Source organism: Spirillospora sp. NBC_01491 (assembly GCF_036227065.1).
GTDB classification, from domain to species: domain Bacteria; phylum Actinomycetota; class Actinomycetes; order Streptosporangiales; family Streptosporangiaceae; genus Spirillospora; species Spirillospora xylanilytica.
The window spans coordinates 276,708-294,615 of the sequence record NZ_CP109432.1 but is presented as its reverse complement, the minus strand read 5'-3'; the positions used below and the strand labels follow the sequence as shown (position 1 = coordinate 294,615).

Annotated in this window: 17 protein-coding genes; 13 read left to right on the top strand and 4 right to left on the bottom strand. The window is 74.7% G+C overall.

The genetic code is table 11. From position 1 onward, the window contains the following. Positions 1–9 precede the first annotated feature (9 nt). The 6 genes from OHA34_RS01385 (at position 10) to OHA34_RS01360 (ending at position 7,855) form a co-directional block, all read left to right on the top strand. Complete coding sequence (locus OHA34_RS01385; protein ID WP_329520439.1) at positions 10–1,761, top strand: hypothetical protein; 1,752 nt, start codon at positions 10–12, stop codon at positions 1,759–1,761. Between the two features lie 130 nt (positions 1,762–1,891). Next, entirely contained in the window at positions 1,892–3,418 is a 1,527-nt protein-coding gene (zwf, locus tag OHA34_RS01380; protein WP_285943737.1) for a glucose-6-phosphate dehydrogenase, read from the top strand. Between the two features lie 2 nt (positions 3,419–3,420). After that, a complete protein-coding gene (locus OHA34_RS01375; RefSeq protein WP_285943738.1) occupies positions 3,421–4,518 on the top strand; it encodes a glucose-6-phosphate dehydrogenase assembly protein OpcA in 1,098 nt (365 codons plus the stop codon). Continuing rightward, the gene (gene pgl, locus OHA34_RS01370; protein WP_329520438.1) at positions 4,515–5,291 is read left to right on the top strand and encodes a 6-phosphogluconolactonase; all 777 of its coding nucleotides are present in this window, start codon (positions 4,515–4,517) and stop codon (positions 5,289–5,291) included. Before OHA34_RS01375 ends, pgl begins: the two co-directional genes overlap by 4 nt. A 117-nt stretch (positions 5,292–5,408) precedes the next feature. Further along, the gene (locus OHA34_RS01365) at positions 5,409–6,602 is read left to right on the top strand and encodes a L,D-transpeptidase (protein WP_329520437.1); all 1,194 of its coding nucleotides are present in this window, start codon (positions 5,409–5,411) and stop codon (positions 6,600–6,602) included. A gap of 95 nt (positions 6,603–6,697) precedes the next feature. Further along, a complete protein-coding gene (locus OHA34_RS01360; RefSeq protein WP_329520436.1) occupies positions 6,698–7,855 on the top strand; it encodes a sensor histidine kinase in 1,158 nt (385 codons plus the stop codon). Here the strand turns inward: OHA34_RS01360 and OHA34_RS01355 are convergent. Continuing rightward, on the bottom strand, positions 7,827–9,092 hold the full coding sequence (locus tag OHA34_RS01355) for an MFS transporter (RefSeq protein ID WP_329520435.1): 1,266 nt from the start codon (positions 9,090–9,092) through the stop codon (positions 7,827–7,829). The genes OHA34_RS01360 and OHA34_RS01355 overlap by 29 nt on opposite strands. Positions 9,093–9,209: 117 nt before the next feature. On the opposite strand from OHA34_RS01355, the gene OHA34_RS01350 reads away from it, so the two are divergent. The 3 genes from OHA34_RS01350 to OHA34_RS01340 all read left to right on the top strand — a co-directional run bounded on the left by OHA34_RS01350 (position 9,210) and on the right by OHA34_RS01340 (position 11,741). Beyond that, complete coding sequence (locus OHA34_RS01350) at positions 9,210–9,881, top strand: response regulator transcription factor (RefSeq protein ID WP_329520434.1); 672 nt, start codon at positions 9,210–9,212, stop codon at positions 9,879–9,881. Between the two features lie 148 nt (positions 9,882–10,029). Further along, positions 10,030–10,968 carry an ABC transporter ATP-binding protein gene (locus OHA34_RS01345; protein ID WP_329520433.1) on the top strand — a complete coding sequence of 313 codons (939 nt, stop codon included), beginning with the start codon at positions 10,030–10,032 and terminating at the stop codon, positions 10,966–10,968. Then, positions 10,965–11,741, top strand: a complete 777-nt coding sequence (locus OHA34_RS01340) for an ABC transporter permease (RefSeq protein ID WP_285943745.1) — start codon at positions 10,965–10,967, stop codon at positions 11,739–11,741. Before OHA34_RS01345 ends, OHA34_RS01340 begins: the two co-directional genes overlap by 4 nt. A gap of 5 nt (positions 11,742–11,746) precedes the next feature. Here the strand turns inward: OHA34_RS01340 and OHA34_RS01335 are convergent, their stop codons facing one another. Further along, entirely contained in the window at positions 11,747–13,261 is a 1,515-nt protein-coding gene (locus tag OHA34_RS01335; protein WP_285943746.1) for an MDR family MFS transporter, read from the bottom strand. 85 nt (positions 13,262–13,346) lie between these two features. Between OHA34_RS01335 and OHA34_RS01330 the strand changes: the two genes are divergently transcribed. Continuing rightward, positions 13,347–13,802 carry a MarR family winged helix-turn-helix transcriptional regulator gene (locus OHA34_RS01330; protein WP_285943747.1) on the top strand — a complete coding sequence of 152 codons (456 nt, stop codon included), beginning with the start codon at positions 13,347–13,349 and terminating at the stop codon, positions 13,800–13,802. 95 nt (positions 13,803–13,897) lie between these two features. On the opposite strand, the gene OHA34_RS01325 is transcribed toward OHA34_RS01330, so the two are convergent. After that, a complete protein-coding gene (locus tag OHA34_RS01325) occupies positions 13,898–14,422 on the bottom strand; it encodes a cupin domain-containing protein (protein WP_285943748.1) in 525 nt (174 codons plus the stop codon). 102 nt (positions 14,423–14,524) lie between these two features. On the opposite strand from OHA34_RS01325, the gene OHA34_RS01320 reads away from it, so the two are divergent. The 3 genes from OHA34_RS01320 (at position 14,525) to OHA34_RS01310 (ending at position 16,525) form a co-directional block, all read left to right on the top strand. Beyond that, positions 14,525–15,025 carry a MarR family winged helix-turn-helix transcriptional regulator gene (locus OHA34_RS01320; protein WP_285943749.1) on the top strand — a complete coding sequence of 167 codons (501 nt, stop codon included), beginning with the start codon at positions 14,525–14,527 and terminating at the stop codon, positions 15,023–15,025. A 324-nt stretch (positions 15,026–15,349) separates the two neighbouring features. Then, positions 15,350–15,751: an ATP-binding protein gene (locus tag OHA34_RS01315; RefSeq protein WP_285943750.1), complete on the top strand. Its 402-nt coding sequence runs from the start codon at positions 15,350–15,352 to the stop codon at positions 15,749–15,751. A gap of 201 nt (positions 15,752–15,952) precedes the next feature. After that, positions 15,953–16,525, top strand: coding sequence for a HEAT repeat domain-containing protein (locus tag OHA34_RS01310; RefSeq protein WP_285943751.1), 573 nt, complete (start codon positions 15,953–15,955; stop codon positions 16,523–16,525). A gap of 214 nt (positions 16,526–16,739) precedes the next feature. Here OHA34_RS01310 and OHA34_RS01305 read toward each other — a convergent pair whose 3' ends face one another. Then, positions 16,740–17,873: a hypothetical protein gene (locus tag OHA34_RS01305; RefSeq protein WP_329520432.1), complete on the bottom strand. Its 1,134-nt coding sequence runs from the start codon at positions 17,871–17,873 to the stop codon at positions 16,740–16,742. Positions 17,874–17,908 lie beyond the last annotated feature (35 nt).

The window sequence follows — 17,908 nt, the reverse complement described above, 5'->3', positions numbered from 1 at the left end:
GACGGCATCGTGACGAGCTTCACCTCGGTCACCTATGGGGAGACCGCCATCACCGCCCGGGGGGCGATCCGGGAGGCGGCCGAGCGCGCGATCGGCCGGCTCTGGATCGACCGCGTCCCGGTCCGCCTGGCCTCCGAGGACCCGGCGCTGTGGCCGTCGGCGGCGCAGGCCGCCGCCGAGGGCCGCGCCCTGTGCTGGCCCGGCCAGCCGGGGCCGGCGCGGGCGCTGCTGGACCGGATCGGCGCGCTGCGCGACCGGGCCCTGGGCGACGGGCTGACCGAGGTGGCGCTGCTCGGGGGCGGTGCGCCGGCGCACGCGGCCGGCCTGATCGTCCGGCAGGCGCTCGACGCGCAGGAGGCCGGGGACGAGGCCGGGCCCGGCGCGGCGGACCCGCCCCCCGGCCGGGCCCGGCCGGCGGTCCCGGCGGGCGGCCAGGGCCCGCGGCGCTCGCCGCTGACCGTGCTGGACGGTCCCGAGCCGGGGCCGGTGCTCCGCGCCGGCGACGATCCCGAGCGGCTGCGCCGCACCCTGGTCGTGGTCACCGGCGACGATCCCGCCACCGGCGCGCTGCGCCGGGTGTTCGAGCGGATGTTCCTCGACCTGGACCTGCCCGCCGCGGAGGTCGCGCGGCGGTTCGTGACCGTCGCCGAGCCGGGCGCCCCGGCCGCCAAGCTCGCGGCCGAGGCCGGGCAGGCGGTGGTCGAGGCCCCGGCCCCGGGGGTGTTCGGCGCGCTGTCCCCGTACGCGCTGGTGCCCGCCGGCCTCGCCGGCGCCGACGTCGGGACGCTGCTGGACCGGGCCGCCGCCGTCCTGCCCGCGCTCACCCGCCCGGAGAACAACCCCGGGCTGGTGCTCGGCGCCATCCTCGGCGGGGCCGCGCGGGCGGGTCGCGACACGGCCGTCCTCGGCGGGTACGCCGCGGCGCTCCCCGGCCTGGCCGACTGGATCGCGCGGCTGCTCGCCGGGGCCGTCGGCGGCCGGGTCCTGCCGCTCGTCCAGCGGGGCGGGCTGCCGATCCTGCCGACCGACGACATGTTCCTGGTCACGCTGGACGGCCGTCCGCGCCAGGACGACGCCACGGTGTCCGGCCCGCCGGCCGCGCAGCTCGTCGTGTGGGAGTACGCCGCCGCCGTGGCCGCGTACCTGCTCAACACCGACCCGTTCGGCGGCGGCGCCCCGGCCCTCGGACCCGGCCCGGACCCCGGCCGCGACACCGGCCACGACACCGGCCCGGAACCCCTGCCGGCCATCGGCGCCGGCGACGACGGGGCGCTGCTCGTCGACGGGGAGCCCGGGCAGGCGATCGAGGCGTACGCGCGGGACCCGGCGTTCGCCGGGGCGGCGACCCTGCCCGCGCTGCTCGAGGCGCTCGTCGGGCGGGCCGGCGCCGACGGGCACCTGGCGATCGTGGCGCATCTGGACCCCGACGAGAGCCGGGGGCAGGGCGCGCAGGTCAGGAGGCTCGCGGGCCTGCTGGCGGCGCGGTGCGCCCGGCCTGTGACGATCAGCTGGGGTTGCCGTTACCCCGCGTTCGGGAATGATCATCAAGAGAAGGGCGTATACCTGATGCTGACCGGGAACGTCGTCCGCGACGTGCCGGTGCCGGACCGGCGCCACGGACTGGGCGCGCTCCAGTCCGCGCAGGCCCGCTCGGACGCCCGCGCGGCCCGTGGGGGCGGGCGTCCGGTGCTCCGGCTGCACTTGCAGAACCGCTGGTCGGGCCTCGCCCGGCTGCTCGACGCCGCCCGAGGAGGGGCATGAGCCCGGCACCGCCGGCCACGCGCGCGGGGCGGCGCAGTACGCGCCGCGCGCGCAGGGCACACAGAGACAGCAGGATCGGTCGGTGGGCAGGAACGGTCCACGGCGCAGTCCGAGACGAGGGGGCCTCCAGGTGACCACCACATCCAACCCGCTGCGGGATCCGCGCGACAAGCGCCTGCCACGGGTCGCGGGACCGTGCGTGCTGGTGCTGTTCGGGGTCACCGGCGACCTGTCGCGCAAGAAGCTCCTCCCGGCGATCTACGACCTGGCCAACCGGGGGCTGCTGCCGCCGGGCTTCTCGCTGGTCGGCTTCGCGCGGCGCGACTGGGACCACCAGGACTTCCGGCAGATCGCCTACGAGTCGGTCAAGGAGCACGCGCGCACCCCCTTCCGCGAGGACGTCTGGACGCACCTGTCGGAGGGCATGCACTTCGTCCCCGGCGAGTTCGGCGACCCGGGCGCGTTCGACGCGCTCGCCATGGCGGTCAAGGAGCTGGACGAGAGCCGCGGCACCGGCGGCAACTACGCGTTCTACCTGTCGATACCGCCCAAGTTCTTCCCCAAGGTGGTCGAGCAGCTGCGCCGCAGCGGGCTGGCCGACCGGAGCGACGGGGAGTGGCGGCGGGTGGTCATCGAGAAACCCTTCGGCCACGACCTGGCCAGCGCCCAGGACCTCAACGACACCGTGCACCGGGTGTTCCCCGAGGAGTCGATCTTCCGGATCGACCACTACCTCGGCAAGGAGACGGTGCAGAACATCCTGGCGCTGCGGTTCGCCAACTCGATGTTCGAGCCGATCTGGAACCGCTCGTTCGTCGACCACGTGCAGATCACCATGGCCGAGGACATCGGCATCGGCGGCCGGGCCGGCTACTACGACGGCATCGGCGCCGCCCGCGACGTGATCCAGAACCACCTGCTCCAGCTGCTCGCGCTGACCGCGATGGAGGAGCCGACCTCCTTCGCCGCCGAGGCCGTCCGCGCCGAGAAGGCCAAGATCCTGTCCTCGGTGCGGGTGCGCGGCGACCTGTCGCAGTCCACCGCCCGCGGGCAGTACGCGTCCGGCTGGCAGGGCGGCGTGAAGGTCGAGGGCTACCTGGAGGAGGACGGCATCCCCGCCGACTCCCGCACCGAGACCTACGCCGCGATCAAGCTGGAGATCGACAACCGGCGCTGGGCCGGGGTGCCGTTCTACCTGCGCACCGGCAAGCGGCTCAGCCGCCGGGTGACCGAGGTCGCGATGGTGTTCCAGAAGGCGCCGCACCTGCCGTTCTCGCACACCGACACCGAGGAGCTCGGGCAGAACGCCCTGGTGATGCGGGTGCAGCCGGACGAGGGCATCACGGTGCGGTTCGGCTCCAAGGTGCCCGGCACCTCGATGGAGATCCGCGACGTCAACATGGACTTCGCCTACGGCGAGTCCTTCACCGAGTCCTCCCCCGAGGCGTACGAGCGGCTGCTGCTCGACGTGCTGATCGGCGACCCGCCGCTGTTCCCGCGGCAGGAGGAGGTCGAGCTGTCCTGGAAGATCCTCGACCCGATCGAGGAGTACTGGGCCGGGCAGGGCGGGCTCGACCAGTACAAGTCCGGCGGCTACGGACCCGACAGCGCCGACGAGCTGATGGCGCGCGACGGCCGCACCTGGAGGCGACTCTAATCATGAACATCGATCTCACCGGCACCACCACCCGCAAGATCCAGGACGCGCTGACGCAGGCCCGGCACCTGATGGGCGGCCCGGCCGTCGGGATGGTGCTGACCCTGATCATCGTCACCGACGAGTCGGCCCAGTACGACGCGGTGCGCGCGGCGACCGAGGCGGCCCGCGAGCACCCCTGCCGGGTGCTGACGGTCATCTCCCGCGACGCGCGCGGCAACTCCTCCCGGCTCGACGCCGAGATCCGGATGGGCGAGACCGGCCCCGGCGAAACGGTACTGCTGCGGATGTACGGGCCGCTGGCCGAGCACGCCGACTCGGTCGTGGTGCCGCTGCTGATGCCCGACACCCCGGTGGTGACCTGGTGGCCGGGCGGCAAGGTGCCCAAGGTGCCCGCGCGCGACCCGCTGGGCAGGCTGGCGGCGCGCCGGGTGACCGACGCGTACGCGGCCCGCGACCGGCTCGGCACGCTCGCGCAGCTCGCCGACGGCTACCGGCCCGGCGACACCGACTTCACCTGGACGCGGCTGACCTCGTGGCGGTCGCTGCTGGCGGCGGCGCTCGACCAGGAGCACGAGGCGATCCTGTCCGGCGAGGTGTCCGCCGAGCCCGACAGCCCGAGCGCGGAGCTGCTGGCCGCGTGGCTGTCGGTCCGGCTCGGGGTCCCGGTCGGCCGCGTGGTCTCCGACGGACCGGGCATCACCGGCGTGCGGCTGGTCACGGCCGGCGGCGACCTGGCGGTGTCCCGTCCGGACGGGCGGGTCGCCACGCTGTCGCGGCCCGAGCAGCCCGACCGGCAGGTCTCGCTGATGCGGCGGCACATGTCCGAGCTGCTGGCCGAGGAGCTGCGCCGGCTCGACCCCGACGAGGTCTACCAGGAGGCGGCGAAGCGGTTCGCCAAGGACCTGGCGGCCGGGGTCCGGGAGGGCGTCGCCTCCGACCCGGTGTCGGGCTCCCCCGAGGCCGCCGCGTCCGGGCGGTCCGACACGTCCGGGCCGTCCGAGGCCGGGCCGGCGAAGCCCGCCAAGGGCCGCACGGCGGGGAAGTCGCCGTCCGCGCGCAAGGCGGGGCCGCGGGCCGAGCCGCCGGAGGACGCATGACCCCCACCGTGCTGGTCCACCGCGACCAGGAGCTGCTCGCCAAGGCGGTGGCGGCCCGGCTGGTGACCCGGATCGTCGACGCCCAGGCGGCCCGGGGCGCCGCCTCGATCGTGCTGACCGGCGGCGGGGTCGGCACCGCCGTCCTCGCCGAGCTGGCCGCGACCGGCGCGCGCGACGCCATCGACTGGCGCAAGCTGGACGTGTGGTGGGGGGACGAGCGCTTCCTGCCGTCCGGCGACCCCGAGCGCAACGAGACCGGCGCGCGCGCCGCGCTGCTCGACCACGTCGGCACCGATCCGGCGCGGGTGCACCCGATGCCGGCCAGCGACGGGCCCGACGGCGACGACCCCGAGAAGGCGGCCGGCCGGTACGCCGCCGAGCTGCGCGCGGCGGCGCGGCCCGAGGACCACGGCCCGGTGCCGTCGTTCGACGTGCTGATGCTCGGGGTCGGCCCGGACGCGCACGTGGCCTCGCTGTTCCCCGAGATGCCGGCGCTCTACGACGAGCGCCCGGTGGTGGCGGTGCGCGGCGCCCCGAAGCCGCCGCCGACCAGGATCTCGCTGACGCTGCCGGCGATCCGGGCGGCGCGGGAGGTCTGGGCCATCGCGGCGGGCGGCGCCAAGGCCAAGGCCGTGCGGCTCGGGCTGTCGGAGGCGGGCCCGGTGCAGATCCCGGTCGCCGGCGCCCGGGGCCGCGGGCGCACCCTGTTCCTGCTCGACCGCGCCGCCGCTGCCGAGCTGCCGCCCGGTATCGACCGGATCGCGTCGCCCTAGCCCCGGCGCCACCCCGCTCGCACCGTTCGTACGGATCGTTCGGGCGCGGCCCCGCGTTACCCCGCATACTCTGGCGAACGGGATGGAATCCCGCGTCGAGCGTTGAGGAGTAGCGAGGTGCGCAGAAGCCGGACGGGAACCGCGGTCGCGGTGGTCACATGCGCGGTGGTGGCGACCGCCGCCGGATGCTCGTCAGGGGGCGGCGACGGCGGCGGTTCCGGCGGCGGGGGGAAGGCCGCCCCGGCGAAGCTGACCCTTTCACCGGCGACCGGGACACAGCGGGTCGCCCCCGACCAGCCGGTCACGGTGAAGGCCGACCAGGGCAGGCTCGGCGCGGTGACCCTCGCCGACGCCAAGGGCCGCAAGGTCGAGGGCCGGCTCGCCGCCGACGGGCGGTCGTGGCGGTCGACCCGCCCGCTCCGCCCGGCGACCGCCTACACCCTCACCGCGCAGGGCGGCGGCAACGGACCGGTCACCGCGAAGTCCTCCTTCACCACGCTGACGCCGCGTAAGAAGCTGGAGAGCGGCATGTCGCCGCTGGAAGGCGAGAAGGTCGGCGTCGGCATGCCGGTCCAGCTGCTGCTGACGCAGCCGGTGCCCACCAAGGCGGGCAAGCAGGCGGTCGAACGCGCCCTCGACGTGCGGATGTCCAAGCCCGTCGAGGGCGCCTGGTACTGGATCAGCGACAAGGAGGTCAACTTCCGGCCCCGCGACTACTGGCCGTCCGGCCAGAAGGTCCAGGTGACCGCGCGCCTCGCGGGGCTCAACGTCGGCGACGGCGTGTGGGGCGTGAAGGACCGCACGCTCGGCTTCACCGTCGGCCCGAAGCACGTCACCACGATCGACGCGCAGTCGCACCGCGCGACGGTGAAGGACGGCGGCGGCACCGTGCGCACCATGAAGGTCAGCCTGGGCAAGCCCGGCGACGACAGCTACAGCGGCGTGATGATCGCGCAGGAGAAGAACCGGGCGATGGTGATGGACTCGGCCACCACCGGCGACCCCGGCGCGTACCGCACCCCCACCAAGTGGAACGTCCGGATGACCTACAGCGGCACGTTCGTGCACTCCGCGCCGTGGTCGACGGGCGCGCAGGGCAACGCCAACGTCAGCCACGGCTGCGTCAACGCCGCCCCCGGCGACGCCAAGTGGTTCTACGACTTCACCAACCGCGGCGACATCATCGAGGTGACCGGCACCACCCGCAGGCTGCGGTTCGGGAACGGCCCGACGCCGTGGGCCAAGTCGTGGGACGCGTGGCTCAAGGGCAGCGCGCTCGGCGCCCCGGTGACCGGCAAGCCCCTCACCTGACGGACCCGCGAGGGCCGGCGGGCCGCGACCAAAGTCTGGGGCCCATCGACCACGGCCCACTGTCCGGGCCCGGCGGCGTCGATATCGTGGGCCCGGTGGACCTGCGGCGCGAAGCGCGGAACCGGGCCGCCGACGTGGCCGTCACCGCGGTCGCGGCCGGGCTGGGCCTGATCATGCTCCAGGCCGCGCTGGAGACCTACCCCGCGACCCAGCGGACCGAGATCGCCCGGGACCTGCCCATCGGCGCCCTGGCGTGTACCGTCCTACTGTTGTTCCGGCGTCGGTGGCCGGTGCGGGTCGCGCTACTGCTGAGCGTCATGGAGACGCTCGCGTCCTCGGCGATGGGCGCGAGCGCGATGGCCCTGTTCACCCTCGCGGTGCACCGGTCCTGGCGGACGACCGCGGGCATCGCGGCGCTCGACGCCGCCCGCGTCCTGGTGGTCTTCCGGCTGGCGCCGATGCAGACGGACCGCGAGTACGTGGAGGGCGTCACCGTCGTACTGCTCTCCTACACGGTGATCATCTCGGTCGGGATGCTGATCCGGTCCCGGCGGCAGCTCATCGAATCGCTCACCGAGCGGGCCCGGCAGGCCGAGGAGGGGCAGCGGCTGCGGGTCGAGGAGGCCCGGCTGCTGGAACGCGAGCGGCTCGCCCGCGAGATGCACGACGTCCTCGCGCACCGGATCTCGCTGCTGGCCGTGCACGCGGGCGCCCTGGAGTTCCGGCCGGACGCGCCGCTCGACCAGCGCCGCGCCGCCGGGATCATCCGCAAGAGCGCCTACGAGGCGATGGAGGACCTGCGCGAGGTGATCGGCGTGCTCCGCGACGACGCGGCCGAGGCCGAGCCCGAGCGCCCGCAGCCGACGCTGACCGACCTGCCCGCGCTCGTCGAGGAGTCCCGGCGGGCGGGGGCGCGGGTCGTCCTGGAGTGCCTGGTGCCCGATCCGGCGGCGGTCCCGGCCCGGATCGGGCGGCACGCGTACCGCATCGTCCAGGAGGGGCTCACCAACGCGCGCAAGCACGCCCCGGGCGCCCGCGTCCTGGTGACGGTGGACTCCCCCGCCGCGGCGGGGCTGACGATCGAGATCGTGAACCCGCTGCCGCCCGGCTTCGTCCCGCTCGGCCTGCCGGGCGCGGGCGCCGGGCTGGTCGGCCTCGGCGAGCGGGTCGGCATGGTCGGCGGCACTCTGGAGCACGGCCGCACCGGCGACGACCGCTGGCGGCTCAGGGCGAGCCTGCCCCTTCCGGGGTGAGCCCCGCCGCGCAGCGGCGCAGGAAGCCGAACCATCCGGCCGCGATGACCGCGGCGGTGAGCAGCCCGGCGCCGAGGAACGCCGACCGGGGGTCGCCGCCGGACGCGCCCGCGACGGCCCCGGCGACCGCCGCACCGAGCGGCGTCGCGGCGAGGAACAGCGACCGCACGACGGTGGTCACCCGTCCCATCAGGTGGCGCGGCACCCACGCCTGGCGGGCGCTGCGGTTGACGACGCCGGCCAGCGTCACCGCGCCGAGCTGGACGGCGTTCACCGCCGCCAGCGCCCACCACGCCGTGACTGCCGCCATCACCGGCAGCGTCGCGGCGACGACCGCGACCGCCGCCGCGATCACGGGCAGCGGCCCGGCGCGCGCGGCGATCCGCGGCGCGGCCATCGCGCCGGTGACCCCGCCGAGCCCGCCCGCGGCGAGCACCGCCCCCACCAGCGGCGGGGGCAGCCGGAGGGTGACCTGGGCGAAGTAGACGATCAGCGTGTCCACGGCGAGGCACAGGTTGACCAGGGTCTGCACGACGGTGAGCACCAGGAGCGGCCGGAAGCCGGTCACGAACCGCACCCCCTCGGCGAACTCCGCCGCGAGCGCGCGTCCCGTCCCCCGGCGTACGCGCGGCACGCCGAACGGGTCGGCGCGGGCGGCGGGGACGGCGCGGGCGGCGGGCCGGTGCCGCGCCACCGCCGCCAGCGACGCGAGCGAGATCGCGAAGCTCGCCGCGTTGACCAGCAGCGCGGTCTCGACGCCGACGGCAGCGGCGAGGACGCCGACCAGTGCGGGCCCGGCCACCTGCGAGATCTGGGCGGCGGTCTCCAGGAGGGAGTTGGCGCGCAGCAGCCCCGCCCCGGGGAACAGGTCCTTTACCGCGACCGCGAGCGCCGCGTCGAAGAACACCGTCGCGGCCCCCGCCAGGAACGCCAGCGCCAGCACGATCCACAGCCGGGCGGCGGCGGCCCAGGCCAGGAGGGGCAGCGCGGTGAACACCCCAGCGCGGACGACGTCCGAGGCAATCAGCACGGCCCACGGGTCCAGCCGGTCGACGATCGGCCCGGCGGGCAGCCCGACCAGCAGGTGGCCGATGCCGCGCGGCGCTGCGGCGAGACCGGCGGCGAGCGGGTCGTGCGTGAGCCGCAGGACCAGGAGGGGCACCGCCAGGACCGCGAGCCCGTCGCCGAGGACGGACACCGACTGGCCGTACAGGAACACGCGATGAGGGAGGGGCACCCGGCGTCCGTACCCGCCGCGCGCGGCGCCGACGCGGGCCGCAGGTCGGGCCGCAGGTCGGCGGCGGGCGGGCGGCGGGCGGGCGTGGCGCGCGCCGCCGGCCCGTAGAGTAAGCGGATGGACTCACCCACCCGCGTGCTGATCGTGGACGACGACGCGCTCGTCCGGGCGGGCCTGTCGATGATGCTGGACAGCGCCGAGGACCTGGCGGTCGTCGCGGACGTCGCGGACGGCGCCGAGGTCGTGGCCGCGGTGAACGAGCACCGGCCGGACGTGGTCCTGATGGACATCCGGATGCCCCGGCTGGACGGGCTGGCCGCCACCGAGCGGCTGCGCGCCCGCCGCGAGCCCCCCGAGATCATCATCCTGACCACCTTCGACACCGACGACCACATCCTGCGCGCGATGCGGGCCGGGGCGAGCGGCTTCCTGCTCAAGCACACGCCGCCGGCCGAGATCGTCCGGGCGATCCGGCAGGTCGCGGCGGGCGAGCCGATGCTGTCGCCGGCGGTGCTGCGCAAGATGATGTCCTACGTCGCCGAGACCGGCGTCGACCCGCGGCAGGAGCGCGCCCGCGCGCTGCTCGGCCGGCTGAGCGAGGGCGAGCGCGCGGTGGCGGCGCTGGTCGGGCGGGGCCGCACCAACGGCGAGATCGGCCGCGAGCTGTCGCTGAGCGTCGCGACGGTGAAGGCGTACGTGTCGCGGCTGCTGACCAAGCTGGAGCTCAACAACCGGGTGCAGATCGCCCTGCTGGTGCATGACGCGGGCGCCCCCGGCCCGGCGGGCTGACCTCCGGTCCGGACTCCGGCCGCGAGGCCGGGCCGACCATGGGCACCGGGCGGGCCGACCATGGACGCCGGAGGCGGCGACTTCGGTCGGGCGACCGCAGACCATCGGCCGACGCGGCGGGCCCCCTCCGGCCGCGAGGCTGAGAGGCATGATCAGTGTTGAACGCCTGACCAAACGCTACGGTGACGTCCCGGCGGTGCACGAGGTCTCGTTCCAGTGCGCGCCCGGCACCGTCACCGGTTTCCTCGGTCCGAACGGGGCGGGGAAGTCCACCACGATGCGGATGATCTGCGGGCTGACCCCGCCGACGACCGGGTCGGCGACCGTGAAGGGCGTCCCGTACCGGCGGATCGCCAACCCGGGACGGCACGTCGGGGTACTGCTCGACGCCGCCGCCCAGCACTCCGGGCGCACCGGCCGCGAGACCCTGGCGCTGACCGCGCACACCATCGGCGCCGACCGGGACCGGGCCGCGCGGATGCTGGACCTGGTGGGGCTGACGCCGAAGGCGGCCCGGCGCCGCGTCGGCGGCTACTCGCTCGGGATGCGGCAGCGGCTCGGGATCGCGCAGGCGCTGATGGGCGACCCGAGCGTCCTCATCCTGGACGAGCCCGCCAACGGCCTGGACCCGGAGGGCATCTTCTGGATGCGCGGCATGCTGCGCGACTTCGCCGACCGGGGCGGCACGGTGCTGCTGTCGTCCCACCTGCTGCTGGAGGTGGAGGCCGTCGCGGACCGGTTCGTCGTCATCGCGAACGGGCGGATCGCCGCGCAGGGCACCAAGGCCGAGCTGCTCGCCGCGCCGGACGGGGTGCTGGTCCGGGGGCTCGACGCGACCGCGCTGCACGCGGCGCTGGCCGCGGCCGGGCTGGATCCGCGGCCCGAGGGCGAGGGCGCGTTCGCGGTGCGGGCCACGGCCGAGGCGGTGGGCCGCGCGGCGGCGTCCGCGGGGGTCGTGCTGCTGGAGCTGCGCCAGGCCGGCGGGGGCGGCCTGGAGCGGCTCTTCCTTTCCCTGACCGCCGGGACGGCCCCCGTCCCGCCGCCCGCCGGGGCACCCGCCCCGGCCGCCGAGGAGGCCCTGCGATGACCGCCACCACCGCCCCGGCGGCCCTGCTCGCTCCGGCCCGGCCGCCGCTCGGCCGGCTCGTCGCCGTCGAACTGCGCAAGATGGTCGACACCCGGTCGGGCCGCTGGCTGCTGGTCCTGATCGCGGTCGCCGGCGTCGCGCTGATGCCCGTGGTGCTGTTCACCGTGGACGAGCCGGACCAGTCGGTCGTGGAGCTGTTCGTCGCCTCGCAGACCGGTGCGGCGATCCTGCTGCCGGTCCTCGGCATCCTGTCGGTGACCGCCGAATGGTCGCAGCGGACGGCGCTGTCGACGTTCGCGCTGGTGCCCGAGCGGAACCGGGTGCTGACCGCCAAGCTGGCCGCCGGCACCGTCCTCGCGGCGGTGTTCCTGGTGCTCGGGATCGCCGTCGCGGTGCTGACCCGCGCGCTCGGCGGGGCGCTCGGGCGGTCCGGCGGGAGCTGGTCGCTGCCGGCGTCCCTGGTCGGCACGATGCTGCTGTTCACCGTGCTCATGGTGATGATGGGCGCCGCGTTCGGGATGCTGTTCATGAACTCGCCGGTGGCGATCGTGCTGTACTTCGTGCTGCCGAGCCTCTGGTCCACCCTGGGCGAGATGATCCAGCGGCTGAAGGGGCCGGCCGGCTGGCTGGACACCAACCGCACCCTCGACGTCCTCACGCAGGAGGGCGTCAGCGGCGGGGAGTGGGCGCGGATCGGGGCCTCGCTCGCGGTGTGGCTGCTCCTCCCCCTCGCCGCCGGGGCCGTCCGGCTCGCCCGGCGCGAGGTGAAGTAGGCCGCTCAGCCGCCCGGGGGCCGGCGGGGGGCCAGCGGCACGTGCCTGAGCAGCAGGGCCGCCGCGAGCCCCACCGCCAGCAGCGGCAGCGAGGCGAGGAAGAGCACCGAGAACGCCTCGGCGAAAGCTTCGGCGACGCCGGTCCGGACCGGGCCGGGGAGGGTGCCCAGCACCTCCGGCCGGACGGCGTCGTCGAACGAGGGCACCGCCCCGCCCGGGACGCGGCGGACGACCTCCTCGGCGAAGCGGTTCGACACGATCGCGCCGAAGACGGCCATCCCGGCCGCGGTCCCGACCATGCGGGTGGCGAACACCCCCGAACTGGCGGCGCCGAGGTCCCGGGGCGGCGCCGCGTTCTGCGCGATGAGCATGACGACCTGCTGGGACAGTCCGGCGCCGAACCCGAGCACCGCCATGTAGAGCCCGGCGGTGACCAGGCCCGTCCCCGCGTCCATGGTGGCCAGCAGCGCCACCCCGGCGGCGCTGATCGCCATGCTCGCCGCGGGCAGCCGGTGGTAGCGGCCCGTCCGGGCGATGTAGCGGCCGGCCCCCAGGGACGCGGCGAGGAGCCCGAGCATCATGGGCAGCAGGAGCAGGCCCGACTCGGTGGCGCCGGTGTCCCCCACCACCTGGAAGAACATCGGCAGGTAGGTGGCCAGGCCGAAGCCGGTCGCGCCGCCGACCAGGGCCACCACGCACGCCACGGTGAACGAGCGGTCGCGGAACAGCCGTGGCGGGATCACCGGCTCGGCGGCGCGGCGCTCGGCCAGCACCCACGCGGCCAGCAGCACCGCCGTCCCGGCGCCCAGCCCGACGATCGCCGGCGAGCCCCACGGGTACCGGGTGCCGGCCCAGCTCGTGAACAGGGTGAAGCAGGTGACCGCCGCGCCGAGCAGCACGATGCCCGGATAGTCGACGCGGGGACGGCCCTGCGGCTTCGGCAGCCGGAGGAACAGCAGGGTGGTGGCCACCGCGACCAGCCCGAGCGGCAGGTTCACGTAGAACACCCACCGCCACGACGCGTGGTCGGTGAGGAACCCGCCGGCGAGCGGTCCCCCGATGCTGGAAACCGCGAAGATCAGCGCGGAGTAGCCCTGGTAGCGGGCCCGTTCCCGGGGCTCGAACAGCTCCCCGGTCAGCGCGAACATCGAGCTCATCAGGCAGCCGGCGCCCGCGCCCTGGACGACGCGGAACGCGATCAGCCAGCCCATCGACGGCGCCGCGCCGCACGCGGCCGACCCGGCCAGGAAGCCGAGCAGCCCGGCCAGGAAGACCGGCTTGCGGCCGAACAGGTCGCCGAGCCGCCCGGACAGGGGGACGGTGACGCTGGTGGCCAGCACGTACGCGGTCGAGACCCAGGCGAGCCGGTCGAGCCCTCCCAGGTCCCCCACGATCGCGGGCAGCGCCGTACTGAGCACGGTCGCGTCCAGGGATGACATCAGCCCGGCGAGCATCAGCCCGCCGAAGACCAGCAGCCGGTGCCGGCGGCTCATCGGCGCGGACGGGGCGGTCATGGTCATGCGCACCTCACACTGATTGACTTAGGCATATAAATGCTAAACGCATCAATGTGACCGGCGCAACCGCCGCCGCTAGACTCCCCCCATGAGCGAGGACGCGGCGGACGCCGTCGAGCGGAGCATGGTCAGGCTGCGGCGCGGCATGTCCCGGCAGCGGCTGGGCAAGGCGGCCGTCCGCGAGCACCACCTCCCCGTCGACCTCCAGGTCCTGCACGTCGTGGACATCGTGGACGAGGGCCCCGACCGGCCCGGCCAGGAGATGAGCGTCGGCCTCGTCGCCGCCCGCCTCGGGGTCGACGCCTCGCGCGGCAGCCGCATCGTCGCCGAGGCCGTCAAGCACGACTACGTCCGCCGCGTCGCCTCACAGGAGGACGGCCGCCGCATCCACCTGGAGCTCACCGCCGCGGGCCGCGAGGCGGTCGCTGCCACCCGCGGCACCCGCAAGGACCACTTCGCCAAGGCCATGGGCGACTGGACCGCGGACGAGCGCCGCGAGTTCGCCCGCCTCCTCACCCGCTTCGTCGACGCCTACGAGGACTGACGAGCCCGCGCGCCGCCACCGGCCCGCGCCTCGGGTGGCCGGCGGAGCGGCGGCGGGGCGGGGCGGGCCGGCGGCGTCGTGGTGGCGGGCGAAGGTCAGGTGAGGAAGAAGTTGTCGTGCTTGACGAAGAACTCGGCGCGCTCCTCATCGGTCAGGTCCGCGAGGTCGGTGATGCCCTCGAAGTACGCCTCGCGCGGGGCGCCGGGGGCGAAGAGCAGCAGCATCGAGGCCGGCTCGCCGGACTCGTTGCGGAAAGCGTGCAGGCCACCGGGCGGAACGTACAGGAAGTCGCCCGAGCGGGCCGAGATCCACGTTTCGCCGTCGTACAGCCGCATCGTGCCCGACAGGATGAAGAACGCCTCTGACATGGCCTTGTGGAAATGCGTGCTCGGCCCGGCGGGCTCGGGCCCCATGTCCACCTGGTAGAGACCGTAGTCACCGTCCGTGGACTTTTTGGTGGCCAGGTAGCGGTACGCGGTGCCGGTGCTGTCGGTGGGCCCCTGACTCCCCTTCGGGCGGGAGACGTGGTCGTACTCGGCGTCCGCGGGGCGGAAGGCGGCGCTGACCTCGCCCGGGCCGTCGTAGCGGGGGTCGGGGTAGGCGGGCACGAGCAGGGACATCGGAATCTCCTCACATTGATAATCTCAACGTTGAGATACCTCACCAGAGAGGTGTCTCAATGTCAAGTCTGTGAATATTGAGATAGTTGACGGAGGCCCCCCATGACCGACGCCGTGGACGCGGTGCTGGACCTGTGGCTCCGGGAGCGGCCCGATCTCGACCCCTGGCCGACCGGGCTGGTGGGACGGGTCCAGCGGCTGGCGCGCTTCCTGGAGCAGGCACAGAAGGAGTTCCTCGCCGGGCACGGCCTGGAGTACTGGGAGTTCGACGTGCTCACCACGCTGCGCCGGTCGGGCCCGCCCTACGAGCTGTCCGCGGGCGCGCTGATCCGGGCGACGATGGTCACGTCCGGGGCGATCACCAACCGGCTCGACCGGATGGAAGTGAGCGGCCTGGTCGAGCGGGTGCGGGACACCGCCGACCGCCGTTCGGTCCGGGCCCGGCTCACCGCGCGCGGGCACGACGTCGTCGACACGGTGTTCCCCCTGCACATCGAGAACGGGAAACGGATGCTCCAGGACCTCGCCCCGGAGGACCGCGAGCCCATGGCCCGCCTCCTGCGCACGTTGCTGGAGTCGTTCGGCGACACCTCCCTCGACTGACCCGTCCGGGCGGGTCCGCCGGTTTCGACGGGGAGGAAAACCGCGATCCGGCCGCCGTATATCACCAATCTCCGTTACACGTGGTGCCGAGGTAGTTCAATTCCGTTAAACCCGAATACATTCGTTGTCGTACACATCAGCATTACCGATGGGCGATGTGTGAATACCTCTGACCTTCCGCGCAGGTGTTGAAGAGGTCACGGCGCGCAACGACCCTGGCGAGTGACACCGAACGGAGGGTTCGTGATGGCACCCACTGAGGCGGGGAGTGCGCCGCCTGTTTCCCGAGGCCCGGCGGCGGGGCGGCGGGGGGCGGATCGGGGCGTGGACGTCCTCGCCGTCCTGACGCTGCCCGGCGTCGAGCGCTCGGTCCCGTACGCGCGGCGGTTCCTGCGCGACACGCTCGTCCCCGGGCACGTGTCCGCGCGGGACGAGGTCCTGGACGACATGGCGCTGGTCGTGGACGAGTTCACCGGCAACGGGATCAAGCACACCGCGTCCGGCGACGGCGGCAGCATCACGCTCGTGCTGCTGGCCGGACGGGACATGCTGCGGGCCGAGGTGACCGACGACGGCGCGGGCGGCCTGCGGCCCGTCCTGCGGGCGGCGCCCGAGGGCGAGAACGGACGCGGGCTGCACATCGTCGGCGCCCTCGCCGAACGCTGGGGGCACCGGCCCGACGGCCCGCGCACCACGGTGTGGGCCGAGTTCAGGCGCCGCGACTGACGGCCGCGGCGGTGCGCCCGCCGGCCGGCGGACACCAGACCGCCGGCCCGGCCGTCCCCTCGACCCGCACGCCCCGGGCCGCCGCGCCCCCGGCCGCCACGCGCCGCTGCGCCCCGAACAGGTGACGAGCTGAGATCGGCGACGTAACGGATACGGCGTTCCAGTGGCGCGGGGCGATATATCCCCTGCACAATGCCCCGCATGCCCCGCAATGAAGATCACTTCCGGCTGTGGCGGCGCGTCCTCCGCCCCGGCACCACAGTGGAGGACATCGACGCGTTCGCCAGGAGCCGCCAATGGCCCATGGGAGACGTCGTCGAACGCGACCGGGCGGCCGGCACCGACGGCCGGGTGACCTGGCAGGCCGGTGCCGGGGTCGCGCTCGCCTACGTCGAGGACGCCATGTTCGGCATCGGCTGCTACACCTGGAGCGCCGACCCCGGCGACCTGGGCGGGATCGCCGACAAGACGCTCGAGCCGTGGACCGTCCCGGACCTGTGCCGGGCGCTCGACGGCGTCGCCGACGCCAAGGCGCGGGGCCAGGGCGTCCTGCGCCTCGGCCTCGCCTCGGCCCCCGGGCACGACGAGCACGTCTTCGCCCGGATCTCGGCGGCGCTCGCCGACGCCGACCCCCGGGTCCGCTTCGCCGCCCTCTGGGCGGTCGCGTTCGCCGGGTACGCCAGGTTCGGCCCAGCCGTGCGCCAGCTCGCCGAGCGCGATCCCGAGGAGTTCATCAGGCAGCGGGCCGCCGCCACCTCCCTCCCGCGGGCCTAGGCTGTGTCCCAACACCCCCGGCCCGGCGCCCTCGCCTGACGGCTGTGTTCCCAACACCCCCGGCCCGGCGTTCTCGCCTGGCGGCTCGGACGCCGACCGTGCTTGGGCGAGCGCGACATCGCTTCGCGATCTGACCGATGGGGCTCGCCTCCGGCTTCGCCCCACCGGCCAGGTAACGCACTCGCGCGACGACCGAGGCACTTTGAGACAGGCCCTAGGCCCCCTCGGTCTCCGGGGGGCGCCGCCGGGCGGCCTGGGCCTTGCGGTGGCGGTCGACGGCGTCGCGCAGGAAGCCCTCGGACGCGGCGAGCAGGCCGCGCTCCCGGTGCTCGGCGAGCGCGCCGAGCCGGCGCAGCGGCACCACGGTCTGGAGGAAGCCCGCCGGGGTGTTCGAGCGGATCATCGGGATCCGGTCGTAGGCGTCCGACAGGCCCATGTCCTGGTAGCCCCAGCGGCTCGGCACCACCCGGAGCAGCGTCTCCCCGATGTAGCGGACGGCCCCCTCGACGAACGGCCCGCCGCCCGCCGCGATGACCGAGTCGCGGCCCGGGTGGCGGTCCAGGACGAGCGGCTCCAGCGCGTCGAGGGAGGCCAGGGAGAAGTCGAACGGGAAGCCCTGGGGCAGGAACTCCGTCCGCCACCGGGCGAGCGCGTCGTCCATCCCGGCGGTCCAGCGGGCGAGGAACTCCCGGGCGGGCTCGCTCATCGTGCGGGCGTCGTCCTGCATGTACCACTCGAACGTGCCGAACGGGGCCGTCGCCGGCGGCCCGTACTGCGGCTTCTGCGCGTCGAGGCCCTCGAGGTCGAGGCCGAACTCCCCGCGCAGCGCCCGCGCCTGCTCGGGCGTGGCCAGCACGTACACGTCGTCCTCGCAGACGTCGAGGCCCGGGAGCTCGTAGAACATGCGCGGGTCGGCGCCGCCGGGCTCGAGGTCGCCGATGCACTCCATAATCGTGAGCTGGTCGAGGCAGTCGCCGGGCTGGTGCTCGACGGGCCACCACACCGGCTCGCCGTTGCGCAGGAAGTGCAGGGCCTCGCCGCCGTCGGCGTCGCGGACCAGCTCGACGTCGCCGACCACGACCGACCCGCCGCTCAGCGCCGCCGCCTCGCGCAGGATGCCGCGGTAGCCCTCCTCCAGATCGTCGACGTCCTCGCCGTGGACCCACACCGCGAGGCCGAACTCGTCGATCGCGTCGAGGACGTCGTCGCCCACCAGCTCCTCATCGAGGTCGGGCGCGTACTCCCCGATGGCGGCCAGCCCCTTGGCGGCCCCCTCCTCGGTGACCATCCCGAGCTCCACCAGCCGGGTCGCCATGCGCCGGCTCGTCATGCGTGTCGCGTTCGCCATGCGGGGATGATGGCAGCCACCTCCGACCTTCTGAC